We start from the raw sequence: 23,607 nt of genomic DNA, 5'->3' as shown, positions 1-23,607 counted from the left end.
TCTGGTAAAACCCATTCAATTCCGCACTCCATGCCTGCTCACGATCGAATCCTCGCGTTTCTGTCTGCCGTGAAAGCCCGTCTTGATCTCGCTTGGCTCGTTCGGGCCTTCAGCGGTTCTCTTCTGGTCGTCGGCTCCGCGCTCAGCCTGTGGTGCCTCGTCTGGGTGCTGCAAGGCTACGCCGTGCCCGCCACCGGCTACCTCGCCGCTGCGGTCGCTCTGCCCGTCTTCGCCCTCGTCGCCTGGCAGTTCGGGCGCGCCTCCCAGCGCAAGGCGGCACGCATGGCGGACGTGTTTTTCAATCTCAAGGACGCCATCAGTTCCCACCTCGGTTTCAATGACGAGCATCGCGAAGGCGACTTCATCGCCCTTCAGGCGGAGGCCACCGCCGTGCGTGTGCAGGCACTCTCTCCGCGCAGCATTCCCGTGCAGTGGCCCCGCCGCGTGCTCACCATCGCCGGTGTGCTGCTTCTGTCCTGCTTCGTCATGGGCTTCAAAAAGAATTCCCCCATCGTCGTTGAACGTCTCGCGCTTGAAGCAGAGACCGAGCTCAAGAGCGACGAGATCAACAAAGAGCTCGAAAAGCAGGTCGAGGAACTCCTCAAATCTGCCAGCGAAGACGAGAAGGAGCTTCTCCATCCCGACGAATGGCGCCAGTGGGTCAAAGAACTGCGCGAGACCAAGGACCGCAAGGAGGCCATGCGCCAGTACGCCGAGCTTGAGCGCAAGATCGCCGATGCCGCCCAAAAGCTTGGCCAGCGCGAAACCGAGCAGCTTCTTGCCAAAGCCGCGCAGGAGATGAAGCAAAACGCCGAGCTCAAGCCCATCTCCAAATCCCTCGAAGAACAAAACTACCGCCACGCCGCCGAACAGCTTCGTCAGATGAAACTTCAGGCAGACGTCCGCAAGCCCGACGAAGCGCAGAAGGAACTTGCCCGCCTCAAGTCCGCCGCCCAGCGCATGGCCTCCGCCGCCCGCAATTTCCAGCAGCGCACCGGCCAGCAGGGAAATCAGGGGAAGGGGAATCAGTCGCAGTCCAGCCAGAACCAGAACTCCCAGCAAAGCGGTCAGAATCAGCAGCAGTCCCAGGGACAGCAGGGCAGCCAGGGTCAGCAGAGCATGGACCAGCAGATGACCGCGCTCGAGCAGTCCGTCCAAAATTTGGAACAACAGCTCCAGCAGCAACAACAGCAGCAGAATCCCAATCAGAACCAAAGCCAGTGCCAGAACTGCCAAAACCAGGCCAATCAAGCCCTGCAAAGCCTCTGCCAGAGCATGTGCCAGTCCTCCGCCAAGCGTGATGTGATGAAAAAACTCCTTTCGCTCAGCCAGTGCACCAGCAAATGCCAGGGATTCATGTGCGACAAAGAATGCCAGAGTCTCAAGGCCTGCCTGAAGCCCGGCAAAAACGCGGGTTATGGCAGCCTCGAAAGCCGCCGCTCCGAAAGCGAAGCCACTCAGGACAATGGCAATCGCGATCAGCTCACCGGCCAGAAAGGCAGCGGCCCCAGCAACACCAGCATGGAGTCCGCAGACAGCGGCACCGGCCGCGCCACACGCACCGCCACCGTTCAGGAAAAGGCCTTCCAGCGCCAGGTTGAAAGCTTCATCCAGCGCGAAGACGTGCCCGCCGAAGTCAAAGAAGGCGTGAAGGAATACTTCAAAGGCATCCAGCAGGTCGGCGATGAAAACGCCGCAGCCCCCGTCACCAGGTAAAGCTGACTCAAAGAAGTCGCTTCATCATTCCGCATTCGTCATTTTTCCACTTCCATTCTCATGCCCGAAACTCCCGTCGCCGTCACCCACTTCAAAGAAACCTTTGAAAAACTCAGAGCCGAAGTCTCCAAATTCATCGTCGGGCAGCAGGACATCATCGAACAGGTCTTGAGCGCCGTCATCTGTGGCGGTCACGTTCTTCTCGAAGGTGTTCCTGGCCTTGGCAAGACCGCTTTGGTCAACACGCTGGCCAAAGCCCTCCATCTCAAATTCCAGCGCATCCAGTTCACGCCCGATCTTCTCCCTGCCGACATCGTGGGCACCCAGATCCTCGTCGAGCGCGCTGGCCAGAAAGTCTTCGAATTCCAGCAGGGCCCCGTCTTCTGCAACGTCCTCCTCGCTGACGAAATCAATCGCGCCACACCCAAGACCCAGTCCGCCCTGCTCGAAACCATGCAGGAAAAACGCGTCACCGTTGCCGGCACTTCGCACAATCTTGGCTCGCCTTTCTTCGTGCTCGCCACGCAGAATCCCATCGAGCAGGACGGCACCTACCCTCTCCCAGAAGCCCAGCTTGATCGCTTCTTCTTCAAGCTCTACGTCCCCGTCCCCAGCCACGGCGACTTCATCGAAATCCTCAACCGCACCGGCGGCAAATCGACTCCCGAGATCAACGCCGTCGCCACCGGTGATGACATCCTGCAAATGGGCCAGGTCGTGCGCGAAGTCCCGCTCGAGGCCAGTGTGCAAGACTACCTCGTCAAAATCGTCCGCGCCACGCATCCCACCGATGTGAATGCCACCGATCGCGTGAAAAAATACGTGCGCCACGGCTCCTCACCACGTGGCGCACAGACCATCCTTGCCGCCGCACGCGTTCGCGCTCTGCTCGATGGCCGCTACCACGTCGCCCGCGAAGACATTGCCAAGGCCGCCACCCCCGCTCTCCGTCATCGCATTCTCCTCTCCTTCGAAGGCGAGGCCGAAGGCGTGAAGACAGACGAAGTCATCGCCGATGTGATCGAAAAGGTGAAGGCATGACGCTCACCGATCCAGCCTTCATCCGCCGGCTCGACTCCCTCTACTTGCTTGCGCGCAAGATCCTGGGTGGCTCGTTGCAGTCGGATCGTCGCAGCACCAAAAAAGGCGCGGGCATCACCTTCGCCGATTACGCCCAGTACTCACTCGGCGATGATTACCGCAGCATCGACTGGCGCATCTACGCCAAGTTCGAATCCCTCCTCATCAAGCTCTTTGAGCTGGAGGAAGACGCCACCATCTATCTCCTCATCGATGGCAGCCCCTCGATGGCCAGCAAGCACGCCTACGCCAAGCAGCTTGCCGCAGCGCTTGGCTACATCGCCCTCAATACCCTCGACCGTCTCGCCGTTTACGGCCTCGCCGATCGCCTGCAGCCCTTGTTCGAACCCTCGCGCGGTCGCAACCAAGTCATCCCCTTTCTCCGCTCTCTGGACGCCGCACAAACCTTCGGCGGCAACACCGATCTCAATGCCTGCGCGCGTGAATTCGAAGCACGCCACCGCCGCAAAGGCCTCGTCTGCGTCATCTCAGATTTCCTCCTGCCCGGCGGCTACGAAGAAGGCCTGAGCCGCCTCCAATGGCACAAGCACGAAGTCTTCTGCCTGCAAACCCTCGACGACAACGACCTCCGCTGTGAGTGGAAAGGGGACGTCACCCTCGAATGCGTCGAGACCGGCCGCAGCGAACGCGTCACCATCTCCCCTCGCGAGGCCAAGCTCTACGAAGACGCCATGGCCGAGTGGAACGCTGGCCTGAAGCAGACCTGCGCCAAACGCGGCCTCGGTTTCCTATCCACCAATACAGACGCATCCTTTGAAGCCGTCATCACCGACCTCCTGCGTCGCGGAGGTCTCGTCACATGACGCTTCTTGCTCCAGCATTTCTCTGGACCCTGGCGGCCCTCGCACCGCTGGCGGCGATCTATTTCCTCAAAGTGCGGCCGCGCAAAAAGCCCGTCACCGCCTTCTTCCTCTGGCAGAAGATCTTCACCGAGAAAAAAGCCTCCGCCCTCTTCAAGCGCCTGCGGGATGTCTTGTCGCTGCTGCTCATGGCCCTCGCCTTTGCCGCCATCGCTTTCGCCCTGGCAGAGCCAGACTTCGCCGGAGATGAACGCAAAGACCTCCTCATCGTCGTCGATCATTCCGCCTCGATGTCCGCCAAAGACGGCGCCACCACCCGCCTCGAAAAAGCCAAAAAACGCGCCCGCGATCTCATCGCAGGCATGAATGGCACGCAGCGCGCCGCCGTTGCCTCCTTCGCCGAAGTCACGCGCATCCTTGAGCACCCCACCCGCCATCGCAAAGCCCTCATCGAAGCCGTCGATGCCATCCAGCCCACCGAACTCCCCTCCCGCGTCGAAGCCCTGCGCGCTCTGCAACCCGGCGACGAATGGATGAAGGACACCCGCGTCCTCCTCATCACCGATGGCTGCCTCGATCTCCCCGACCGCCTTCCCAATGTCGAAGTCTTGCGCATCACCGACTCCGCCAAAAACATCGGCATCGCCCGCGCCGACCTCCGCAGCGTTCCCGGCGGCCCCGCACGCCTTGGCCTGTTCATCCTCCCCGTCTCGTCCTTCACTGAACCCGTCAAAACCGACATCACCCTCACTCATGTCGATTCCGACCGCATGGTGAAGATCATCCCAATCACCTTAAATCCCGGCGAAAATCCCGCCATCACCCTCACCCTCGATGATGCCCCCACCGGCTCCTGGAAAGCCACCCTCGGCCTCGAAGACGCCCTCGAAAGCGACAACACCGCCTACCTCTACGTCCCGCCAAGTCAGCCCGTTCCCGTCGCTGTTTTGGCGGACGATCCCTTCTTTTTCCAAAACGCCGTTAGCGCCTTCGAACGCAGCGACCAACTCCTCTCCCTTGCACAGGAAACCAAATCCGCCCGCCTCATGCTCAGCAAGGGCAAGGTGCCCGCCGACATCAGCACCGTCGTCTTCCAGCCCACCGGCGAAGCCACAGTCTGGTCCAACGTCGGCGCAGAAATCGCCGCGCCTGTCCCAAAGGTTCTCGCCAAAGATCATCCCCTGCTGCGCTATCTCGATGCCGAAAGCATGACGTTCGCAGGTGCCCGTCAGATCACCGCACCCACCGGCGCCGTTATCCTCGTCGCTGACGAATCCGGCCCGCCCTTGATCTACCTCATGCGTCAGGGCGCCCAAACCGTCTGTGTCGTCAATCTGGATCCCCTCGCCGCTCAGTTTTACCTCAGCGCCTGGTTCCCCGTGCTCATTCACAACGCCGCCGCACACCTCACCCATCGCGAGGACATGCCGCCCGCCACTCTTCCCACTGGCTCCACCGCCCGCGTCCCCGGTCGCGCCGATCCCACTCCCTTCGGCCCTATGCTCACCACCGGTTTCCACCAAGCTGACGAATGGACCTTCGCCACCTCCCTCGTCTCCCCCGAAGAAAGCCTCCTGAAAAACGACACCCTCAAAGAAAGCGTCAAGCCCATCGCCAGCGGCGAAGCCCCCAGCTACTGGCTCCTCGTCCTCGCCCTCGGCGTCCTCGTCACCGAGTCCATCCTCTACGACAGGAGGAAAGTCGGATGAGCACAGAGTTTGACATTCACACCGGATCAGCGCACACTTTGTTCCATGGTCACCGGTCCGGACGCTCTCCGCAAAGTGCGCTTGAGTCAGCGCAATCCTACCTATCTGGAGTTTCTCTCCCAGATGGAGCGCAACCATCCGGAGAACGCGAAGCTCTACGCCGAGTACAGACGCAGGCACTTGTTGGATCCTCAAGACAAGCCGGGTACCATTTCCCTTTCGGCTCACCTTGTGAGTGGCGTGACCGGCTAGCCCAGCGGCAATGTAGCTCGGTATTCCGATACCGAGTCAGCGCCGCCGCGAAACCTGTGCTCCGCATTACGCCGCCGTATGCCACCCGCATGCCGCTGAAAGCCGGTGATCAAGCCAACACGCCGGAGGTGCGCCAGCCATGAGCTTCACCACCTTCACCCCTCTCCTCTGGCTCCTCCTGCTCTCAGTCGCAGGCTACGGCTACTGGCGCTCCCTCGTTGACCGCCCCAGCGGCCTCAAACTCACCTCCTTCATCCTGCGCATTCTCGGCGTCGTGCTCCTCGCTCTCGCCCTCTGCCAGCCCTATGCAGGCGAAGAGTCAGACGAAGCCCACGTCGTCTTCCTCGTCGATGTCTCCCAGTCCATCGATCTCGAGTCCGCCAAAGACGCCCTCAAACAAATCGACGCTGGCATCAAAGCCCTGCGTCCGCAGGACACCCATTCGCTCTTCGCCATGGCCAATGGCCTGCGCGACAAAAAGCTCCCCGCCCTCACCAAGATGCTCGACGACTGGACCAAAGGCGTCGCCGATGATGCCTTCCGCTCCCATACGCGCCTCGGCGATTCCTTGCTCGCCGCCCGCCTCGCCTTTCCCGCAGGCAAAGCCAAGCGCCTCATCATCTTCAGCGATGGCATCGACACCGAGTCCGGCGTGGACTCTGCTCTGGAACAACTACGCCGTGAAGGCGTGGACGTGAAATTCGCAACCCTCAAAACCCTCAGCGAACCCGAGGCCGCCCTAGTCGCTCTTGAGAGCACCTCCCCCTTCGCCTTCCACGGCGAAGTCCTCCGCCTCACCGCACGCGTCATCGCCAATCAGCCCATGAACGCCCGTGTGCGCCTGCTGAATAAAGGCGTCGCCGTTCAGGAAATAACCGTCGCCCTCAAGCCCGGCGAAGACGCCAAAGTCTGGTTCGATACCGAGATGACCACTCCCGGCCCCAGCGTTTGGAGCGCCGAGATCATTCCCGAGCGCGATCACTTTCCCATCAACAACCAAGCCACCACCACCATCACCGTCCGTGGCAAGCCCCGCATCCTCGTCATCCATCAGGACGAGAAAAAAATGCGCCCCTTCATCCGCTCGCTCAAAGAGCAGGACTTCGATGTCGATCTCCGCGGCAAGCGCGGCCTCCCCGAAGGCATGGAAGACATGCTCTCCTTCGATGCCATCGTGCTCGCCAACATTTCCGCCACCGACATGACCCCGCGCCAGATGAGCCTGCTGCGCAGCTATGTCTCCGACTTCGGCGGTGGTCTCTTCATGACCGGCAGCGAAAACAGCTTCGGCCTCGGCGGCTACTACAAATCCCCCGTCGAAGAAGTCCTCCCGCTCGTCTCACGCTTCGAAAAAGAAAAAGAAAAGCCCTCCCTCGCCATGGCCTTGGTCATCGACAAAAGCGGCTCCATGTCCGGCCTTCCATTGCAAATGGCACGCCAGGCCGCCAAGAGCGCCGCCGAACTTCTCGGCCCCCAGGATCAGATCGCCGTAGTCGCATTCGATGGCGAGGCCCAGATCATCTGCGAAATGACCCCCGCCTCCCAGCAGGGCACCATTCAGGCCGCCATCGATTCCATCGCAGAAGGTGGCGGCACCTTCATGTACACCGGCATGGTCGCCGCCAAGGACATGCTCGAGCGCACCACCGCCAAAGTGAAGCACATGATCTGCCTCACCGATGGTCAAACCCAGGAAGCCGACCACATGGGCCTCGTGCAGCAACTCGTGGACAGTGGCGTCACCGTCTCCACCGTCGGTCTCGGCGAAGGCGCTGCCCGCGAACTCCTCGCGCAAATCGCCGAAGCAGGGAAGGGGCGCTATTACGAAAGCAACGACCCCGCCACCCTCCCGCAGATCTTCACCAAGGAAACCACCCAGGCATCGAAGAGCGCCGTGCAGGAAGGCGTCTTCACCCACATCGGCATCACCGAGCACCCCATGCTTGCCGGTTACGAATCCGCGGGCCTCCCCGTCGTCCTCGGCTACGTCATGACCGAAGCCAAGCCCGCCGCCCAGGTCCTCCTCGGTGCGGAGAATGGCGATCCCCTCCTCGCCGTCGGCCGCTTCGGCCTCGGCATCGGTCTCGCCTACACCGGAGATCTTACCGAAGTCTGGGGCGGCGAATGGCTCGCATGGGACGGCTGCGGCCGCTTCTGGGCACAGGTCCTGCGCGGCGCACTGCGCAAGGCAGACGTCGAAGGCATGGAGTCACGCGGCGAAATCCGCGACGGCGCATGGATCATGAAAATCGACCGCCGCGGTGAAGATGGCGCACCTGTTTCCGGCATCCATTGGGCCGCCCAGTCCCTCGACGAAAATGGCAACACCCAAGACGTGTCCATCCGCGAAACCGGCCTTGGCCGCTACGAGGCCCGCATCCCCATCGGCACCCGCAAGCACCTCAGCCTCCGCATGCACGACCGCGATCACGACAAGCTCGAGGTAAAACACTACCACGCTCCCTATCCCGCCGAATATCGCCTCAATGGCAAAACACCGGATAGCCTCGCCGCCCTCGCCAAATACGACACCGCCACCATCACCGCCGGACTCTCACCCGCAAAGCAGCTTCAGCCCGTCGGCCACTGGTTCGCCTGGAGCGCCCTCGGCATGCTCCTCGGCGGCATCCTGCTCCGTCGAATTTGAGTGGAGCACCGCCAATTCGTCGCCATAGGGTGCGGCTCTCATGAAAATCGTTCTTCTCGACGCCCACACCGCAAACCCCGGCGACCTCTCCTGGCAGCCTCTCGAAGCCATCGCCCCTTGTGAAGTGTACGCCCGCACCCCGCTCGATCAAACCGTGGCCCGCTGCTCTGGTGCCGAGATCGTCATCACCAACAAAGCCCCGCTCACCCGCGAAATCATCGCCGCCCTCCCCGATCTCAAATACATCGGCGTCACCGCCACCGGCTTCAACGTGGTCGATGTCGTCGCCGCCAAAGAGCGTGGCATCATCGTCACCAATGTCCCCGGTTACAGCACCCCCGCCGTCGCCCAACATGTCATCGCCCTCATGCTGGAAATGACCAATCACGTCGGCCACGCATCAAAAAGCGTGGAAGCCGGCGGCTGGGTCAAATGCCCCGACTTCTGCTACTACGATCACCCCATCATCGAGCTCTCCGGCCGCACCCTCGGCATCATCGGTTATGGCGAAATCGGCAGCGCCGTCGCTCGCATCGCCGTCGCCTTCGGCATGAAAGTCCTCGCCTCCAAACGCACCTGGAAAGAGCCACCACCCGCTGGCGTCACCGCCGCTGAGATCGACGACATCTTCCGCCAGTCCGATGTCATCAGCCTCCACTGCCCCCTCACCGATGCCACCAAGCACCTCGTCGGCGAACGCACCCTCGCCCTCATGAAGCCCACCGCCATGATCATCAACACCGGCCGCGGCCCCCTCGTCGATGAACCCGCCCTCGCTGAGGCCCTCAACGAAGGCCGCATCGCCGGTGCCGGACTCGACGTCCTCTCCGTCGAACCCGCCAAAGCCGGCAACCCGCTCCTTACCGCCAAAAACGCCGTCATCACCCCTCACGTCGCCTGGGCCAGCCGCGAATCCCGCTCCCGCCTCATCGACATCACCGCCGCCAACCTGCAAGCCTTCCTCGCAGGCAAGCCGGTCAATGTGGTGAACGGGTGAGTTGAAGAACCAGTGTAATCTCCACCTGCAAAAACGCACCGGGGGCGAACTGCCCACCGGTGCGTTTTGAGTTTATGAGCATTTGCCGAGATTACAGCGCCGCAATCACCGCCTCGCCGATCTCCTTCGTGTTCACCTTCTTCGTGCCAGGAGCCCCGCTGAAGATGTCCCCGGTGCGCAGACCGTCATCGATGACCTTCTTCACCGCCGCTTCAATGCTCGCCGCTTCCTTCTCCAGGCCCAGCGCGAAACGCAGCAGCAGCGCCACCGAAAGAATCTGCGCGATCGGATTCGCGATGCCCATGCCCGCGATGTCCGGAGCCGTGCCGCCGGAAGGCTCAAACAGACCAAAGTAGAGCCCGTCGCCCTTCGGCTTGCCCAGGCTCGCACTCGCCAGCATGCCCAGCGATCCCGCGATCATCGCCATCTCATCACTCAGAATGTCGCCAAACAGGTTCTCCGTTACCAGCACGTCAAAGCTGCGTGGGGCCTTGATCAGCTGCATCGCCGCATTGTCCACATACAGGTGGGCCAGCGTCACATCCGGGTACTCCTTCGCCACTTCCACCATCGTCTCGCGCCACAGCACGGAGTTCGTCAGCACATTCGCCTTGTCCACGCTCGTTACATGCTTGCGGCGCAGTTGCGCAGCCTTGAACGCCACATGCGCGATCCGCACGATCTCGCTCTTCTTATAAACCATCGTGTCGATCACCTCGATGTCGCCGTCCGGCAGCGTCGTGCGACTCTTCGGCTGGCCAAAGTACATGCCACCCGTCAGTTCACGCACGCACAGCACATCAAAACCACCTTCCACCAGATCCGGGCGGATCGGCGAGGAGGAGGTCAGCGCAGGGTAGCAGATGCCCGGGCGCAGGTTCGCAAAGAGCCCAAAGTGCTTGCGCAGCGGCAGCAGCGCGCCGCGTTCCGGCTGCTCGTTCGGCGGCAGCTTCTCCCACTTCGGCCCGCCCACGGAGCCAAACAAAATCGCATCGCTCGCCTCACAGGCCGCCACCGTCTCCGCCGGCAGCGCCTTGCCCACCGCATCGATCGCCGCGCCACCCACCAGTTGATGATTGTAAGAGAAAGAAAGTCCGGAGCGGGCCGCAACGGCATCAAGAACTTTGAGCGCCTCAGCCATAACTTCAGGGCCGATGCCATCTCCGGGGAGGACTGCGAGTTTGTACGTACGTGACATAAATAGGTAGGTAGGGAAGGGGGGCCTTAACTGCATCCAAATCCCCCCCCTGGCAAGTCCCCACCCCAAATTATGAAAATTCCAAAAATCGCCTCGCTACTCCCCTCAGTTTCCGCCCAACCACCGTCAACAATCGTCAACCACTGTAAACAACCGTAAACTCCCCATCTCTGGCTCACCACTGCCAACAATCGCAAACAACCGCCAACCACTGCAAACTTCCCCCTTTTCCCTCAAATTCTCCCTTGCCAAAAACACCATCTATGGTTCCTTCGCGGCCCCACATCCCAGAATTCACACCGCCTGACAAGTTGTCCGGCCATTCTAACGAACCATGAGCGAAGCAACCACCATCGATTCCACCTCCTTCAAGATCCACGAAAAAGACACCGGCAGCGCCGATGTCCAGGTGTCTCTCTTGACGAAGCGAATCAACGATCTCACGCAGCACCTTGCGAAGCATGAGAAGGATCACTCCACACGTCGCGGCCTCCTTCAAATGGTCGCACGTCGTCGCAAGCTGCTTGACTATCTCAAGCTGACGGCCAACGAGCGCTACCTGAAGCTGCTCAAGAGCCTCGGCCTCCGCCGCTAACAGAATTTTACGAGGGGTGATGCCACGTGCATCGCCCCTTTTTTCTGTAGCAGGCTTCTACACGCATGTCGGCAAAGCCGATGTTCATGCTGCATGGTGCGCATTGCCGTACCCCCGCCGGGCCCAAGCCCGGAATCTATTCAATTTCACCCAAACCAAACAACACACACTGCCAACCTATGGCCATCCATACCCAAAAAATCCAGCTCGGTGCTGGTTCCCTCGAAATCGAAACCGGCAAGTTTGCCAAGCTTGCTGATGGCGCCGTTACCGTGCGTCTCGGCGATACCATCGTCCTCGTCACCGCCGTCTCCGCCACGAAAGTGAAGGACGGCCAGGACTTCTTCCCCCTCTCCGTTGAGTACAAGGAAAAAGCCTCCGCAGCAGGCCGCTTCCCCGGCGGTTACTTCAAGCGCGAAGGCCGCCCTACGGAAAAGGAAATCCTTACCTGCCGCATGACGGACCGCCCTTTGCGTCCGCTCTTCCCGAAAGGCTACTACTACGACACCCAGGTCGTCGCCATCCTCCTCAGCGCTGACGGTGAAAACGATCCGGATATCTGCGCCATGAACGGCGCTTCCGCCGCTCTTTGCGTCTCAGACATCCCGTTCGCAGGCCCCGTCGGTGCCGTCCGCATCGGTCGCATCAATGGTGAGTTCATCGTGAACCCCACCCAGAGCCAGCGCCTCGACAGCGACCTCGATCTCGTGTACGTCGGCAGCAAGACCGAAGTCGTCATGATCGAAGGCGCTGCCAACGAACTCCCAGAAGTGGAATTCGTCAAAGCCCTCCACTTCGCCCAGGCCGAAGTCGCCAAGATCGTCGTCGCCCAGGAAGAACTCACCAAGCTCGCCGGCAAGGCCAAGCGCGAAGTTCCTCTCATGCTCGTCAAAGATGAGCTTCTCGAAATCGCTTACGCCGTCGCTGGCGACCGCATCGAAAGCGCTCTCTACACCCCTTCCAAAGTCGCCCGTGGCAAAGCCGTCGGCGCCCTCAAGGACGAAGTGGAAACCGCCATCAAGGCCAAGTTCCCCGAAGCTACCGGCTTCGAAATCAGCCAGGCCTTCGACTACCTCCAGAAGAAAGCCTTCCGCATCTCCATCCTCGACAAGAAGAACCGTTGCGACGGCCGCGGCATCGACCAGCTCCGCCAGCTTTCCGGCGAAGCCTCCGTGCTTCCCCGCACCCACGGCTCCGCCAGCTTCACCCGTGGCGAAACGATGGCTCTCTCCATCGCCACTCTCGCTCCTGCTGATGAAGCCCAGGAAATGGACACCTACGCCGGTGGCCCTGACTCCAAGCGCTTCATCCTTCACTACAACTTCCCTCCGTTCTCCGTCGGTGAGACCGGCCGCTTCGGTGGTCAGAACCGCCGTGAAATCGGCCACGGTGCCCTCGCAGAGCGCTCCATCGAGCCGGTCATTCCGCCGAAGGAAACCTTCCCCTACGCCATCCGCGTCAGCAGTGAAGTCATGGAGTCCAACGGCTCCACCTCCATGGCCTCCGTGTGCTCCGGCGTCATGGCCCTCCTCGACGCAGGCGTGCCGATCAAGCGCCCCGTCGGTGGTATCAGCGTCGGCCTCGTCACCGAATTCGAAGGCGACAACATGAAGCGCTACCTCACGATGCTCGACATCATCGGCAGCGAAGACCACTTCGGCGATATGGACTTCAAGCTTTGCGGTACCTCCGAAGGCGTCACCGGCTACCAGCTTGACCTCAAGCTTCCCGGCATCCCTCTGAGCATCCTCGAGGAAGCCATCGTCAAGGCCAAGGACGGCCGCACTCAGGTCCTCTCCGCCATGGCCCAGGCCATCGCAGAAGTGAAGCCTCTCAGCCCCTACGCCCCGCGCATCGAGATCATCAAGATCAACCCTGACAAGATCGGTGAGCTCATCGGCCCTGGCGGCAAGAACATCAAGGCCATCCAGGCCGAGTCCGGTGCTGAGATCAGCATCGAAGACGACGGCACGGTGTACGTCTATGCTTCCCGCAAGGAAGGCATCGAGCGCGCGGTCGAGATGATCAGCGGCACCTCCCAGGAAATCGAAGTCGGCAAAATCTACACTGGCAAAGTCGTCAGCACGACCAACTTCGGTGCCTTCATGAACCTCGGTGGCAAGAAGGACGGCCTCATCCACATCAGCGAGCTCGCCGACTTCCGCGTCAACAAGACCGAAGACGTCGTCAAGACCGGCGACATCGTCTCCGCCAAGTGCATTGGCATCGACGACAAAGGCCGCATCAAGATGAGCCGCAAGGCCGCCATGAAGGAAAAGGACGCCGCCGCCAAAGCCGAAGGCGCAGCTCCTGCCGAAGACGTCGGCTAAGCCCTCACCCGCCAAAACTTAAAAACCCCCACGAAGAGGCCGCTGCAAAGCGGCCTCTTTTTTGTTGGTTCAGAAAAAGTGGACCTGTTAAAATAGTGCCATGTATTCGGTCCGATCATTGCCGCTTTGGCTGTTTGTCATCGCAAGCCTCTTGCTTGGCACAGATACAAATGCTGAAGATAAGAAAAGCTTTGTTGTGCAAGTGGAAGCCTTTTTGTCCAGTCCTTGGACTGAAGTTCATATCACTCAGGCGCTCATGACCGATTATGGTCAAATTTATGGTGTGACCATCGAGCTCTCTCGCGAAAAACCAGACGGTCCGGTATTCTATCGATCCGACATTAAGGCGGAGAAAAAAAACATGAGCGACGATCAGTACAAAAGACTTCAAGACGTCGTCATCGCTGCCGCAAAAGAGGTCGAAGCCATTCAGACCCCTCCTGAAATTCTCAGCAGAGTAAGTACCGAAGAGGCGGCCAAGTTGATTCGAGAACGCAAGGTGCCCTCCGGGTGGGATGTCGAGGCAATGGTGATTTTTAGCTCAAAGTCGTCGATGCAGAAGCCCTTGAACAATGGCGGGAGAAGTCAGAAATTCGTCGAATTCTTGTCGCGGGAGTTTTACGTCGAACAACGCGAGCTCTCCCGTGAAGAAAGCAAAAAGATATTGGGCATTGATCCCTATGAAGAGTGAGCTTGATCCAGTCTTTACTTTCTGAAAAGAGCAGCGGCTCACGCCCCCGCCACCTTCAGCTTCGGATTGATCACACTCCTCCACCACGGCGGCATCAGCACCATCGCGATCGCCCAGAAATAACCCACCGGCAGCTTCGGTGCCGTGGGTTCGGGATTCAGTAGGTAGTACGGCTTCACTGCGATGTGATGATACGAATGATGCCCCACCCGGAAAGTCACGTAGCTGGAGAAAAAGTGGTACGTGTCCCACGAATGCTCCGCGCCCGTCTTCTCATACTCACCGTTCTGTTTCTGCCGCATCAGTCCGTAATGCTGGATGTAGTTCACCGACTCCAGCACGATGTGCGCCCCCAGGACGTGGGCCAGATAAAACAGCATCCCGTTCAGCCCTGAAATTAAAAACAGGATCAGCAGCAGCGCCACCTGCCCCATGGCATACCCAAACATCTTGTTCTTCAGCAGCCCGTTGCCCCCGCACCGGCTGGCCTCCATCTTCCAGCAGCGAATCATGCTCCCCGGAATCGTGCGAAAAATGTACGAGTAAATGCCCTCGTTCAGCCACGCCGTGTTTTCATCATGTTCCGTTCCCGCGTGCACATGATGGCTGCGGATGTGGATCAGCTTGTAATGCGGGTAGAATAAAAACGTCGTCAGTACTCTTTGCGCGATCTGATCCAGCGCTTCCTTCCCATGCAGCAGCTCGTGCGCCGCTCCAAAACCGATCCCTCCCAGCAGGCTCGCCGAGGCGATCAGCATCCCAATCTCCATCGCATTAAAGCGCTCCAAGTTCATCGCCAGCCACACCACCGCTGCCATGTAAAACACCGCATACAGCCGTGTGTTCCAGTGCAGTACCGCCAGTTGTATCGCCGTAAAATCCTTCTTCTCATAGTGCCCGTCATCCTGCCAGCCTGTGATCCAGTCCAGCGCCGGCAGCACCACCTGTAAAAACACAATCGGCAGCAGCAGCCACCATCCGCCGCCCCACACACCCAGGGCCAGCATCACAAACAACGCCTGAGGCAAAAGGCAGAAAAGAACGTGGCGGTGCATAATCAGATCATAGATGTGAGCTTGTATCACCCCTCACAGCCACTAAATCTTTATTTAGCCTTCGTCTTTCTCGTTCCACCTTGGCCTCGCCATCATCCACCCTTTCGCTTACTCCTCGCATCATGTCCGACCCAGCCACCACCGCCCCCTCTCCCCAGCTTTTCTTCGAAACGATCAATGCCTTTCAGAAATCAGCCGCGCTGAAAGCAGCCATCGATCTCGGCCTCTTCACCGCCATCGGCAGTACGCCCGCCACCGCAGCGGAGATTGCCACCCTCTGTCAGTGCCCCGAGCGCGGCATCCGCATCCTCGCCGATAACATGACCATCCTCGGCTTCCTCACCAAGACCGGCTCGCAATACGCCCTCACCCCATCTTCCGCTGCCTTCCTCGATCAAAAATCTCCTGCCTATTTCGGCGCTGCCGTAAAATTTCTCCTCGCCCCCGGCTTGACGGAAGCCTTCAGCGATCTCGCCTCCACCATCCGCCTCGGCCGCCTTCACACCACCGAGCAGGGCACCACCGCACCGGATCATCCCGCCTGGATCGAATTCGCCCGCGCCATGGGCCCCATGATGATTCCCACCTCGCAGGGCACTGCCGAGCTCATCACCCTCGATCCCTCCCGCGACACCCGCGTCCTCGATATCTCCGCCAGCCACGGCGCTTATGGCATCGCCGTCGCGCTCAAAAATCCACGCACCCATCTCGTCGCTCTCGACTGGGAAGCCGTGCTCACGGTCACCAAAGAAAACGCCACGGCCGCAGGCCTCGCATCTCGCTTCAGCACCATCTCCGGAGACGCCTTCACCGTCGATCTCGGCAGCGACTACGATGTCGTCCTCGTGCCCAATTTCCTCCATCACTTTACCGCCGCAGAATGCACAACCTTCCTCAAGCGCGCGCACACCGCTCTGCGTCCCGGTGGCAAAGTGGTCATCGTGGAATTCGTGCCCAATGAAGACCGCGTCACTCCACCTCCCGCCGCCAGCTTCAGCCTCGTCATGCTCGGCACCACTCCGGAAGGAGACGCCTACACCTTCTCCGAGTATCAGCAGATGCTCACCGACGCAGGCTTCAGCGACGCCTCACTCCACCCCCTGCCACCCACCGTGCAAAGCGCCGTCATCGCCACAGCGTGATCAATCGTCAGTTCCAAGAAGCAAAGCACCTTTGTTCCTGCGAAAAAAAGAGCTCTCCGTTCCAGAACACTTACATCATTGCGTGTCCGAATGACTTAGTTAGGGAGCAGCGCGACTCTCCCTCTCCCCGCCCCTGGAAAACGATAACATCAAATTTTCTCTTCGTGGAGAGGGCCGGGGGTGAGGGGAGACTCATCTTCTTCGCAAGCGTCGGTCGCGCCCTCTTCTCCGTTCTCAGCCTCACCGACGCACAATCACCTCCTCTTCGTCTTACCCTCCTCCTTCGCTGAGATCTTCCGCAGGATTTCGCAGAACTTCTCCCCCGCCGGTGTCACGTCACCTTTCTGCGCACGGACGATGCCCACTCGTTGGACTTCCTCTGAGTTGGAGATGCGCCTGTAAACAAGCCGCCTGCCCGCGGCACGTTGAAAAACTTCGCTGACCACGCCGATGCCTCGGCCCACTTCGATCTCGGCGATCAACGTGCTTGCGCCATCGCACTCGACCGCGATGCGCGGGCGCACACCGTGAGGAGCAAAGATGCCGTCTAAAATCCGGTAATACTCGGAGTAATCGAGACGGCGCAGCCCCACCAGCGGTTCTGTAGCCACCCGCTCCACCGTCACGCTCTTCAGTTTAGACAGAGCGTGTCCCGGCGCCATCGCCACATAGTACGGGTAGCTCTTCAGCTCTTCAAACTCCAGGCCCGCACCAGACTCCGCACTCGGTTGGATCATCACCGCGATCTCCAGCCTGCCTCGGTGCAGTCCTTCACAAAGTTCATCTCCGGCCAGGTCATGCAGCACCACCTTCACCCCCGGCGCGGCGTAGCGAAAGGCCGCCAGCGCCGGCGGCAGCACCTCCACCGTCGGCGAGGGCGCATAGCCGATGTGCAGTTCCCCATACTCACCGCGTGCCAGTGCGCGCACCTTCTCCACAGACTCATCCACCCGCTTCAGCGTCTCCAGCGTTTCCGCCAGAAAGAGTTTCCCCTCCGCCGTCAGTGTCACTCCGCGCGGGCTGCGCTTTAGCAGATCCACTCCTATCTCATCTTCCAGGTCCTGCACCTGTCTGCTCAGGGAAGGCTGCGCCACACGCAGCCTTGCCGCGGCCTTGGTGAAGTTCATCACCTCCGCCACCGCCGCAAAGTATCTCAGATGTCGCAGTTCCATGCAAAATCCATCATGCCTGAAAAGCATCGCTGCGCAAGGAACGCGGTATTGGGCGGAACTCTCTCCCCGCATTATCACTGCCACCAGATGGACGAAGAGTTCATCGCACACCTTAAAACCAACGAATAAAACAAGCAGGAGAAACAAACATCATGAATACGAACAACACCCTCAAACTGGCTGGCAAAACAGCGCTCGTCACCGGCGCATCCCGTGGCATCGGAGCCGCCATCGCTCATCGCCTCGCCTCCGAGGGCGCTGCCGTGGCCATCACTTACAGCTCCTCGCCTGAAAAGGCGGAGGAAGTCGTACAGTCCATCACGTCAGCGGGCGGCAGGGCTTTCGCCATCAAGGCAGATGCAACCGATGCCGAGGCCACCGTCCAGGCTGTCGCTCAGACCGTCAAAACCTTCGGCGGCATCGATATCCTGGTAAACAACGCCGGCTATCTCTCCGTCGCACCATTGGACCAGTTCACGCTTGCCGACTTCGATCGCTCCGTTGCCATCAATGTCCGCTCCGTGTTCGTCGCGGCGCAGGAGGCTGCAAAGCACATGAAGGAAGGCGGCCGCATCATCAATATCGGCAGCACCAATGCCGACCGCATGCCCTTCGCTGGCGGCGGTGTCTATGCCATGAGCAAGTCCGCCCTCGTCGGCCTCGTCAAAGGTCTTGCCCGCGATCTCGGCCCCCGCGGCATCACCATCAACAACGTCCAGCCCGGCCCCGTGGACACTGACATGAATCCCGCCAGCGGCCCCTTTGCTGAAACCCTCAAAGGTCTCATGGCCATGCCACGCTACGGCCATGTCGATGAGATCGCCGCCATGGTCTCCTACCTCGCCAGCGCAGAGGCTGGCTTTGTCACCGGCTCCAGTCTCACCATTGACGGTGGTTTCGCCGCCTAAATTCCACCACTGGCATCATGAAAGCTGCCTATCTCACTCGCCAGGCCGGTGCCGAAGCTTTGGAACTTGGCACCCTAGCCAAACCCTCTCCGAAGGCCGGAGAGGCCCTCGTCAAAGTTCATGCCACCGCCATCACCCCGAGCGAGCTCGACTGGTATCCCACCTTTCATCTCGCATCCGGTGCCGCGCGTCCGTTTCCCATCGTTCTCGGTCACGAGTTCTCCGGCGTCATTGAATCCCTCGGCGCGGATGTGTCGGATTTTCAGGCCGGAGACGAGGTCTATGGCCTCAACGACTGGTTCACCAACGGCGCCCAGGCCGAATACGTCGTGGCCTCCGCGACCATGATTGCACGCAAGCCCGCATCACTCGATCACGCGCATGCTTCAGCGGTCCCCATCTCCGCCCTCACTGCCTGGCAGGCACTCTTTGAAAAAGCCAGCCTCCAGCGCGGAGATCGCGTCCTCATTCACGGTGCAGCCGGCGGCGTGGGCCACTTTGCCGTGCAAATGGCCAAAGGCCTGGGGGCTCATGTCGTTGCCACGGCCTCAGGTGCAAACGCGCCGTTCGTGCGGTCGCTTGGCGCGGATGAAGTGATCGACTCCCGCTCCACGCCGTTCGAGGAACTCACCGGCGGCATCGATGTCGTTTTTGACACGGTGGGCGGAGAGACCTTGGAGCGTTCCTGGCGTGTGCTCAGGTCTGGCGGTCGTCTTGTCACCATCGCCGCCTCCAGCGCAGGCTCTTCAGACCCGCGCGTGCATTCTGCCTTCCTGCTCGTCCGTGCGGATGGCGCTCAGCTCGCCGAAATCGGCAGACGGCTGGACGCGCGAGAGCTTCACGTGCATATCGCCGGCACTTGTCCTCTGGAGCACGTGCATCACGCATGGCTTGCCGCAACTTCCGGTGCCAGGCATGGCAAGACGGTGCTGCGGATCATTTAGCCAGCTATGGCTTCCTGACGCTGCATCATTTCGCACCCGGTGTCAGCCGCCCTTCATCAATCTCAATATACTCAAACATCGTCTCCACAGTCCCCGGCGGCAGGCCGATTTCTTCCAGTCGCTCATTCAGCCGCTGCGTGCCGGCATCCCGCCAGCCACGCTTGGTCATGAATCCGTTCCACACTTCGATCTCCTGTTCCGTGGGCTGGCGTCCGTTCGCATAAGCCCAGGCCAGCAGGCTTTCATCGCTGCCTCCTTTCAGCGTTTCTGCCTCCAGAGCCGCATAATTAATTTTCAAAAACTCACAGCAGCGCCAGTCAAAGCTCCCTTTCGCATTGCCACGCATAGGCTGCCAGCCTTCCGGAAGCTTGCCTGCTGCGTTCAGCCGGATCTTGTCCAGCATCCGGCCGAAGTACACCAGGCCGTTCACTTGATCGTACGGGCTGCGGAGTCCGGGAATGAGAGTGGGGAAGGGGAGTGCCATGATGCCCCGATCTTCCACAGCCCCCGCCCTTTGTTCAAGCAACACCTGCTTCACAAGCACTCTTTGCAATCCGCCCAATTATAAATATATCGGTCCTCATGCGCAGTCAGAAGATCAACAACCGTTCCCCCCGCCCCTTCAAGACCAAGGCAGACCGCTGGTCCGGTGGCCAGAATTTCATCCCCGTTTCAGGCCCCAGGCCCGCTGCCAAGCCCCCCGAAAAAAAGCCGGCGGAGAAAAAGGCGGACGGAAAATAAAACAACACAAGCCTGTGGCTGCAGGCCCGCATCATCCGTTCAATGAGAACATCCTCCGCCATTTCTTCGTTGCTGGACCGCACGCGCACCAGCACCGGGGAATCACTCGCGGAGCTCTCAGAGAATTCGCCCGTCCTCCTCGTGCTCCTGCGTCATGAAGGCTGCTCCTTCTGCCGAAATGCCATGTCGGACATCGCGCGCCTGCGCCGTCAGATCGAGGCCTCTGGCACTCGCATCGTCCTTGGCCACATGAGCACCGCCGAAGGCTTCGCCTCCTTCGCCGCACGCTACGGGCTCGCAGACGTTCCCGCAGTGGAAGATCCTCACTGCACCCTCTACAAAGGCCTCGGCCTCAAACGCGGCCGCCTCATGCAACTCATCGGCCATCGCGTTCTCGCTGCCTGGATCAAATCCACTTTGGCGGGCCACCTCCCTGGTAAAATAAAAGGAGATCCCCTCCAGCTTCCCGGCGCATTCCTCCTCCATCACAGCAAGGTCGTCAAAAGCCACACCTACCGCGACGCTTCAGACCGTCCCGACTACATCGCTCTCGCCACTCCTCTGCAGGCAGCATAAACATTCTGCCCCCGCATGAAATTCACTTCCCTCATCACCACTCTCGCCCTGCTCACGATCACCGCATTCGCGGAGGAGTCGTCCAAGGACACCGCCCACCACCGCGCGGTTTACGATCAGATCAATAAAAACGAGGCATCCTTCACCAAAGTCTCCACCACTCACAAGATCGATTCCACCACCTTCGCTCTCACCGGCTGGCTTCAAAACGGCGAGGTAAAAAAGATCCTCGCACTGTCCAGCCCCAAGGGCGGTTATGGCGCAGAGTACTACCTGGAAAACGGCCAGCCGCTCTTCGTGTTTAATCATTTCGCGATCAAGCCCGCTGACGGTGGGAAGGGCCAGGGCGTGTTCGAGCGCCTCTACTTCAAAGACGGCAGCATCTTCAAATGGCTCACCACCGAAAAACCCGCGCCCGTTTTTCACGGCGAAGACTACGCCGCCACCACCGAACTTTACACCACGCGCTGCGCCGCCTTCGTGGACGCATTGAAAAAGGCCTCCTCATCCACCGCCAAGGCCCCCGCCGCCGAGATCACCGAAGGCACCTTCACCGCCATTGAAGAAGGCGATTACGCTCATTGGAACATGAAAACAAAAGCAGGCGAAGAAGCCTCCTTCTTCATCCTGAAACCCGACGCCACGGTGAGCAAGGTCATCGACAATCCCAAGCCCTACTTCGGCCGGAAATGCCGCGTCACCTGGAAAAAATCCATCGAGAACATCCCCGAAGCCGGCGGCAAAATGGAGATCCAGCAGATCCTCAGCGTGGAATGGCTCGGTAAAAAATAACGCGCCTTTTGCGGTCCTTCCGCACTCACTTCGCCCGCTCTGCTTCGGTCAACTTTCCGGTTGCCACCGCAGGCCACCTGCACTGATCGTACCTCATGGCATCTCCTGAAAACGTGCAACTGGCCGCAAACTTCGGCCTCTTCATGCTCGCTGCTGGCGGCATCGGCCTTCTTCTCGGCGCCACGCTCGGCCGTGCAGGCATCATACGTCGCGCCGACAGCCCGGGTCCGTTTTACACCACCTGCTGCTGCCACCTCGCCATTGGTGCCTTTTGTTTTTTCGGGCAGTTCTTCGTCCGCACCGTTTGATCTTCATGCCCCGCATCCTCCTCATCTTTCTCGCGTTGAGTCTGAGCCTGTTCGCTCAAACCACCCCGCCTCCCCGCACCATCATCCTCTTTGGCGATTCCATCACCGCCGGTGGCGCACTCCCCCAGGCCGAGCGCTCCCTCCTCTGGCTCACCCAGATTCAGCAGCAGTCCTCCGGCACACTCACCTTGATCAATGAAGGCAAAGGTGGCCGTCCCACTCATTCACTCCCCGAGTTCGATGCCATGCTCTCGCGTCATCCCAAGGCAGACGCCCTCGTCATCGCCCTCGGCATGAATGACTCTCGCGACATCACCCCGCAATGCGTCCCCAAAGCCGTCGCGAACTTGAAGGCCATGATCGAAAAAGCACGCACCACCTACGGCCCCGCTCTCCCCATCCTACTCGTCGGTCCCTCCAACATCAACAAAGCCGCCCTCGGCCCCACCAAGCCCATCGCCAACGAACGCGAAGCCAGGCTTCGCGAGCTCAACTCCGCTTTCGAAAAACTCGCCGCCGAGACAAAAAGCCAGTTCGTCAGCCTCTTCGGCACCGTGCCAGATTCATCCCTCCTCAAAGACGGCGTCCATCCCGATGCCGCAGGAAACACCGCCATTGCCAAAGTGCTCGCGCCGAGATTAAAAGCACTCCGTTAATCAAATCAGCCACCTCGAAAAGATTGTCATATTGAACCGGCGAGCGCAGCGGCCCCAGTGGCAAGGCGGGAGCGCCGCCTGCTATTGAAGAATAACAGGCAAGCGACTAACGCAGCCAATGGGGCCGCTCCGCCGCCCGGGCAATGTGACAAGGTTTTTGAGAGTTGGTCCAAATCACCACGCCTCTCAGTGTCCATTCAGCGACTCTTGTGCTGCGGCAGGTCAAAACTCCGGGAAATTTTACTGCTCTGTCTCTGCACCGCACCGGCGCAGAGTCGTTCCACGTCTCCTCACCGCACCATCATCCACAACGTGCTCGCCCCATGTCCCGCCGGAAAATCCACCGGCGCACCGAGGCCCATATACTCCGCCGCCCGGCGCTTGATTTTTGCACACCATCGCGCGCGCCGCTCCAGCGTCGCCGGGTCCAGCTTCGTGCAGTTCGTCGAAAGCAGGATCGCACACTTCGGCGCGGCCACTTCCAGTGCCGCATTCAGCAGATCCTCAAAATGATCCTCTACCTGCCAGCGCCGCCCGCTCTTGCTTCGTGAAAAAGTCGGGGGATCAAGAACGATCGCGTCAAACCTCTCCCCCTTGCCCGCCTGCTGCGCCAGCACCTCCAACGTGTCATCCGCGATGAAGCGGTGTATGCTCTCATCAATTCCATTCAGTTTCAGATTCTCTCTGCCGCGATCCAGCGACTTGCGCGAGAGATCCACGCTCACCGTCTCCGCTCCCGCCAGCGCCGCCACCACTGAAAAGCTGCACGTATACGCAAACGTGTTCAGCACCCGCTTCGGCTTCAGCGCCTGCAGCTTAGCGCGGTTCAGCCGCTGATCCAAAAACAGCCCGTGACTGTAGCTCGCGCCAATGTCCAGACCATAGCGGATCCCCGCCTCCGTGACCACCGTCGTCAGCGGCAGCGCCGCATCCCCGCTGTGCAGCACGGGGCAGATGCGGTCCGCATTCTTGATCGGCATGAAGCGATGGAAAATCCGCGCCGGCCGCCACTCCGCCTTCATGCACCAGGCATCCAGCCCCGCCATCATCTCATCGCGCGCTCCATCACTTTTATACGAGACGATCACATCATCCCCCAGCCTCTCCACCCATCCTCCAGGCCCCGACGCCAGCCGATGAGCATTCGTACCCGCTGCCTCAATCACTCGGCACTGGGGTTGTGTCATCCAGATTACGGATGTTGAGGCGGGACGCGGGGCAGGGGGGAAGTTCACTCCATCACTCCTGCCTCAGAATCCAGTGCGTGGCAATCAGAG

General features: G+C 60.2%; 22 protein-coding genes. 17 read left to right on the top strand and 5 right to left on the bottom strand.

From position 1 onward, the window contains the following. Positions 1-30 precede the first annotated feature (30 nt). The 6 genes from ACILSR_RS19095 to ACILSR_RS19070 all read left to right on the top strand — a co-directional run bounded on the left by ACILSR_RS19095 (position 31) and on the right by ACILSR_RS19070 (position 9,222). Entirely contained in the window at positions 31-1,716 is a 1,686-nt protein-coding gene (locus tag ACILSR_RS19095; RefSeq protein ID WP_395751397.1) for a hypothetical protein, read from the top strand. Positions 1,717-1,776: 60 nt separating this feature from the next. After that, positions 1,777-2,757 (top strand): AAA family ATPase, encoded by a 981-nt coding sequence (locus ACILSR_RS19090; protein ID WP_395751396.1) that lies wholly within the window; start codon positions 1,777-1,779, stop codon positions 2,755-2,757. Beyond that, entirely contained in the window at positions 2,754-3,620 is an 867-nt protein-coding gene (locus tag ACILSR_RS19085; RefSeq protein WP_395751395.1) for a DUF58 domain-containing protein, read from the top strand. The genes ACILSR_RS19090 and ACILSR_RS19085 overlap by 4 nt, the downstream gene beginning before the upstream one ends. Next, positions 3,617-5,326 carry a VWA domain-containing protein gene (locus ACILSR_RS19080; protein WP_395751394.1) on the top strand — a complete coding sequence of 570 codons (1,710 nt, stop codon included), beginning with the start codon at positions 3,617-3,619 and terminating at the stop codon, positions 5,324-5,326. Before ACILSR_RS19085 ends, ACILSR_RS19080 begins: the two co-directional genes overlap by 4 nt. Positions 5,327-5,717: 391 nt before the next feature. After that, entirely contained in the window at positions 5,718-8,225 is a 2,508-nt protein-coding gene (locus ACILSR_RS19075) for a VWA domain-containing protein (RefSeq protein ID WP_395751393.1), read from the top strand. A gap of 40 nt (positions 8,226-8,265) precedes the next feature. Further along, complete coding sequence (locus ACILSR_RS19070; protein ID WP_395751392.1) at positions 8,266-9,222, top strand: D-2-hydroxyacid dehydrogenase; 957 nt, start codon at positions 8,266-8,268, stop codon at positions 9,220-9,222. 91 nt (positions 9,223-9,313) lie between these two features. On the opposite strand, the gene leuB is transcribed toward ACILSR_RS19070, so the two are convergent. After that, positions 9,314-10,420, bottom strand: coding sequence for a 3-isopropylmalate dehydrogenase (gene leuB / locus ACILSR_RS19065; RefSeq protein WP_395751391.1), 1,107 nt, complete (start codon positions 10,418-10,420; stop codon positions 9,314-9,316). Positions 10,421-10,754: 334 nt separating this feature from the next. Here leuB and rpsO point away from each other — a divergent pair, with 334 nt between their 5' ends. The 3 genes from rpsO to ACILSR_RS19050 all read left to right on the top strand — a co-directional run bounded on the left by rpsO (position 10,755) and on the right by ACILSR_RS19050 (position 14,036). Beyond that, complete coding sequence (gene rpsO, locus ACILSR_RS19060; RefSeq protein WP_395751390.1) at positions 10,755-11,015, top strand: 30S ribosomal protein S15; 261 nt, start codon at positions 10,755-10,757, stop codon at positions 11,013-11,015. A gap of 179 nt (positions 11,016-11,194) precedes the next feature. Beyond that, entirely contained in the window at positions 11,195-13,345 is a 2,151-nt protein-coding gene (locus tag ACILSR_RS19055; protein ID WP_395751389.1) for a polyribonucleotide nucleotidyltransferase, read from the top strand. 100 nt (positions 13,346-13,445) lie between these two features. Next, a complete protein-coding gene (locus ACILSR_RS19050) occupies positions 13,446-14,036 on the top strand; it encodes a hypothetical protein (RefSeq protein WP_395751388.1) in 591 nt (196 codons plus the stop codon). A gap of 38 nt (positions 14,037-14,074) precedes the next feature. Here the strand turns inward: ACILSR_RS19050 and ACILSR_RS19045 are convergent, their stop codons facing one another. After that, entirely contained in the window at positions 14,075-15,091 is a 1,017-nt protein-coding gene (locus ACILSR_RS19045; RefSeq protein ID WP_395751387.1) for a fatty acid desaturase, read from the bottom strand. Positions 15,092-15,213: 122 nt separating this feature from the next. On the opposite strand from ACILSR_RS19045, the gene ACILSR_RS19040 reads away from it, so the two are divergent. After that, positions 15,214-16,233, top strand: coding sequence for a methyltransferase (locus ACILSR_RS19040; protein ID WP_395751386.1), 1,020 nt, complete (start codon positions 15,214-15,216; stop codon positions 16,231-16,233). 254 nt (positions 16,234-16,487) lie between these two features. Here the strand turns inward: ACILSR_RS19040 and ACILSR_RS19035 are convergent, their stop codons facing one another. Further along, the gene (locus ACILSR_RS19035; RefSeq protein ID WP_395751385.1) at positions 16,488-17,405 is read right to left on the bottom strand and encodes a LysR family transcriptional regulator; all 918 of its coding nucleotides are present in this window, start codon (positions 17,403-17,405) and stop codon (positions 16,488-16,490) included. Positions 17,406-17,557: 152 nt separating this feature from the next. Here ACILSR_RS19035 and ACILSR_RS19030 point away from each other — a divergent pair, with 152 nt between their 5' ends. Both ACILSR_RS19030 and ACILSR_RS19025 read left to right on the top strand, forming a co-directional pair. Further along, positions 17,558-18,313, top strand: a complete 756-nt coding sequence (locus ACILSR_RS19030; RefSeq protein ID WP_395751384.1) for a 3-oxoacyl-ACP reductase family protein — start codon at positions 17,558-17,560, stop codon at positions 18,311-18,313. 17 nt (positions 18,314-18,330) lie between these two features. Continuing rightward, the gene (locus ACILSR_RS19025) at positions 18,331-19,257 is read left to right on the top strand and encodes an NADP-dependent oxidoreductase (RefSeq protein WP_395751383.1); all 927 of its coding nucleotides are present in this window, start codon (positions 18,331-18,333) and stop codon (positions 19,255-19,257) included. 25 nt (positions 19,258-19,282) lie between these two features. Here ACILSR_RS19025 and ACILSR_RS19020 read toward each other — a convergent pair whose 3' ends face one another. Then, complete coding sequence (locus tag ACILSR_RS19020) at positions 19,283-19,741, bottom strand: DUF5069 domain-containing protein (protein ID WP_395751382.1); 459 nt, start codon at positions 19,739-19,741, stop codon at positions 19,283-19,285. Positions 19,742-19,839: 98 nt separating this feature from the next. On the opposite strand from ACILSR_RS19020, the gene ACILSR_RS19015 reads away from it, so the two are divergent. The 5 genes from ACILSR_RS19015 to ACILSR_RS18995 all read left to right on the top strand — a co-directional run bounded on the left by ACILSR_RS19015 (position 19,840) and on the right by ACILSR_RS18995 (position 22,330). Beyond that, positions 19,840-19,998, top strand: coding sequence for a hypothetical protein (locus ACILSR_RS19015; protein ID WP_395751381.1), 159 nt, complete (start codon positions 19,840-19,842; stop codon positions 19,996-19,998). A 42-nt stretch (positions 19,999-20,040) separates the two neighbouring features. After that, the gene (locus tag ACILSR_RS19010) at positions 20,041-20,574 is read left to right on the top strand and encodes a SelL-related redox protein (protein WP_395751380.1); all 534 of its coding nucleotides are present in this window, start codon (positions 20,041-20,043) and stop codon (positions 20,572-20,574) included. A gap of 15 nt (positions 20,575-20,589) precedes the next feature. Further along, a complete protein-coding gene (locus ACILSR_RS19005; RefSeq protein WP_395751379.1) occupies positions 20,590-21,366 on the top strand; it encodes a hypothetical protein in 777 nt (258 codons plus the stop codon). Between the two features lie 95 nt (positions 21,367-21,461). Beyond that, positions 21,462-21,674: a hypothetical protein gene (locus ACILSR_RS19000; protein WP_395751378.1), complete on the top strand. Its 213-nt coding sequence runs from the start codon at positions 21,462-21,464 to the stop codon at positions 21,672-21,674. A gap of 5 nt (positions 21,675-21,679) precedes the next feature. Continuing rightward, positions 21,680-22,330 (top strand): SGNH/GDSL hydrolase family protein, encoded by a 651-nt coding sequence (locus ACILSR_RS18995; RefSeq protein WP_395751377.1) that lies wholly within the window; start codon positions 21,680-21,682, stop codon positions 22,328-22,330. 290 nt (positions 22,331-22,620) lie between these two features. Here the strand turns inward: ACILSR_RS18995 and ACILSR_RS18990 are convergent, their stop codons facing one another. Continuing rightward, positions 22,621-23,517, bottom strand: a complete 897-nt coding sequence (locus ACILSR_RS18990) for a class I SAM-dependent methyltransferase (RefSeq protein WP_395751376.1) — start codon at positions 23,515-23,517, stop codon at positions 22,621-22,623. Between the last annotated feature and the right edge of the window lie 90 nt (positions 23,518-23,607).

The organism is Prosthecobacter sp. (genome assembly GCF_044222565.1).
Lineage (GTDB): Bacteria > Verrucomicrobiota > Verrucomicrobiia > Verrucomicrobiales > Verrucomicrobiaceae > Prosthecobacter.
This window is presented reverse-complemented; position numbering and strand designations above follow the sequence as displayed.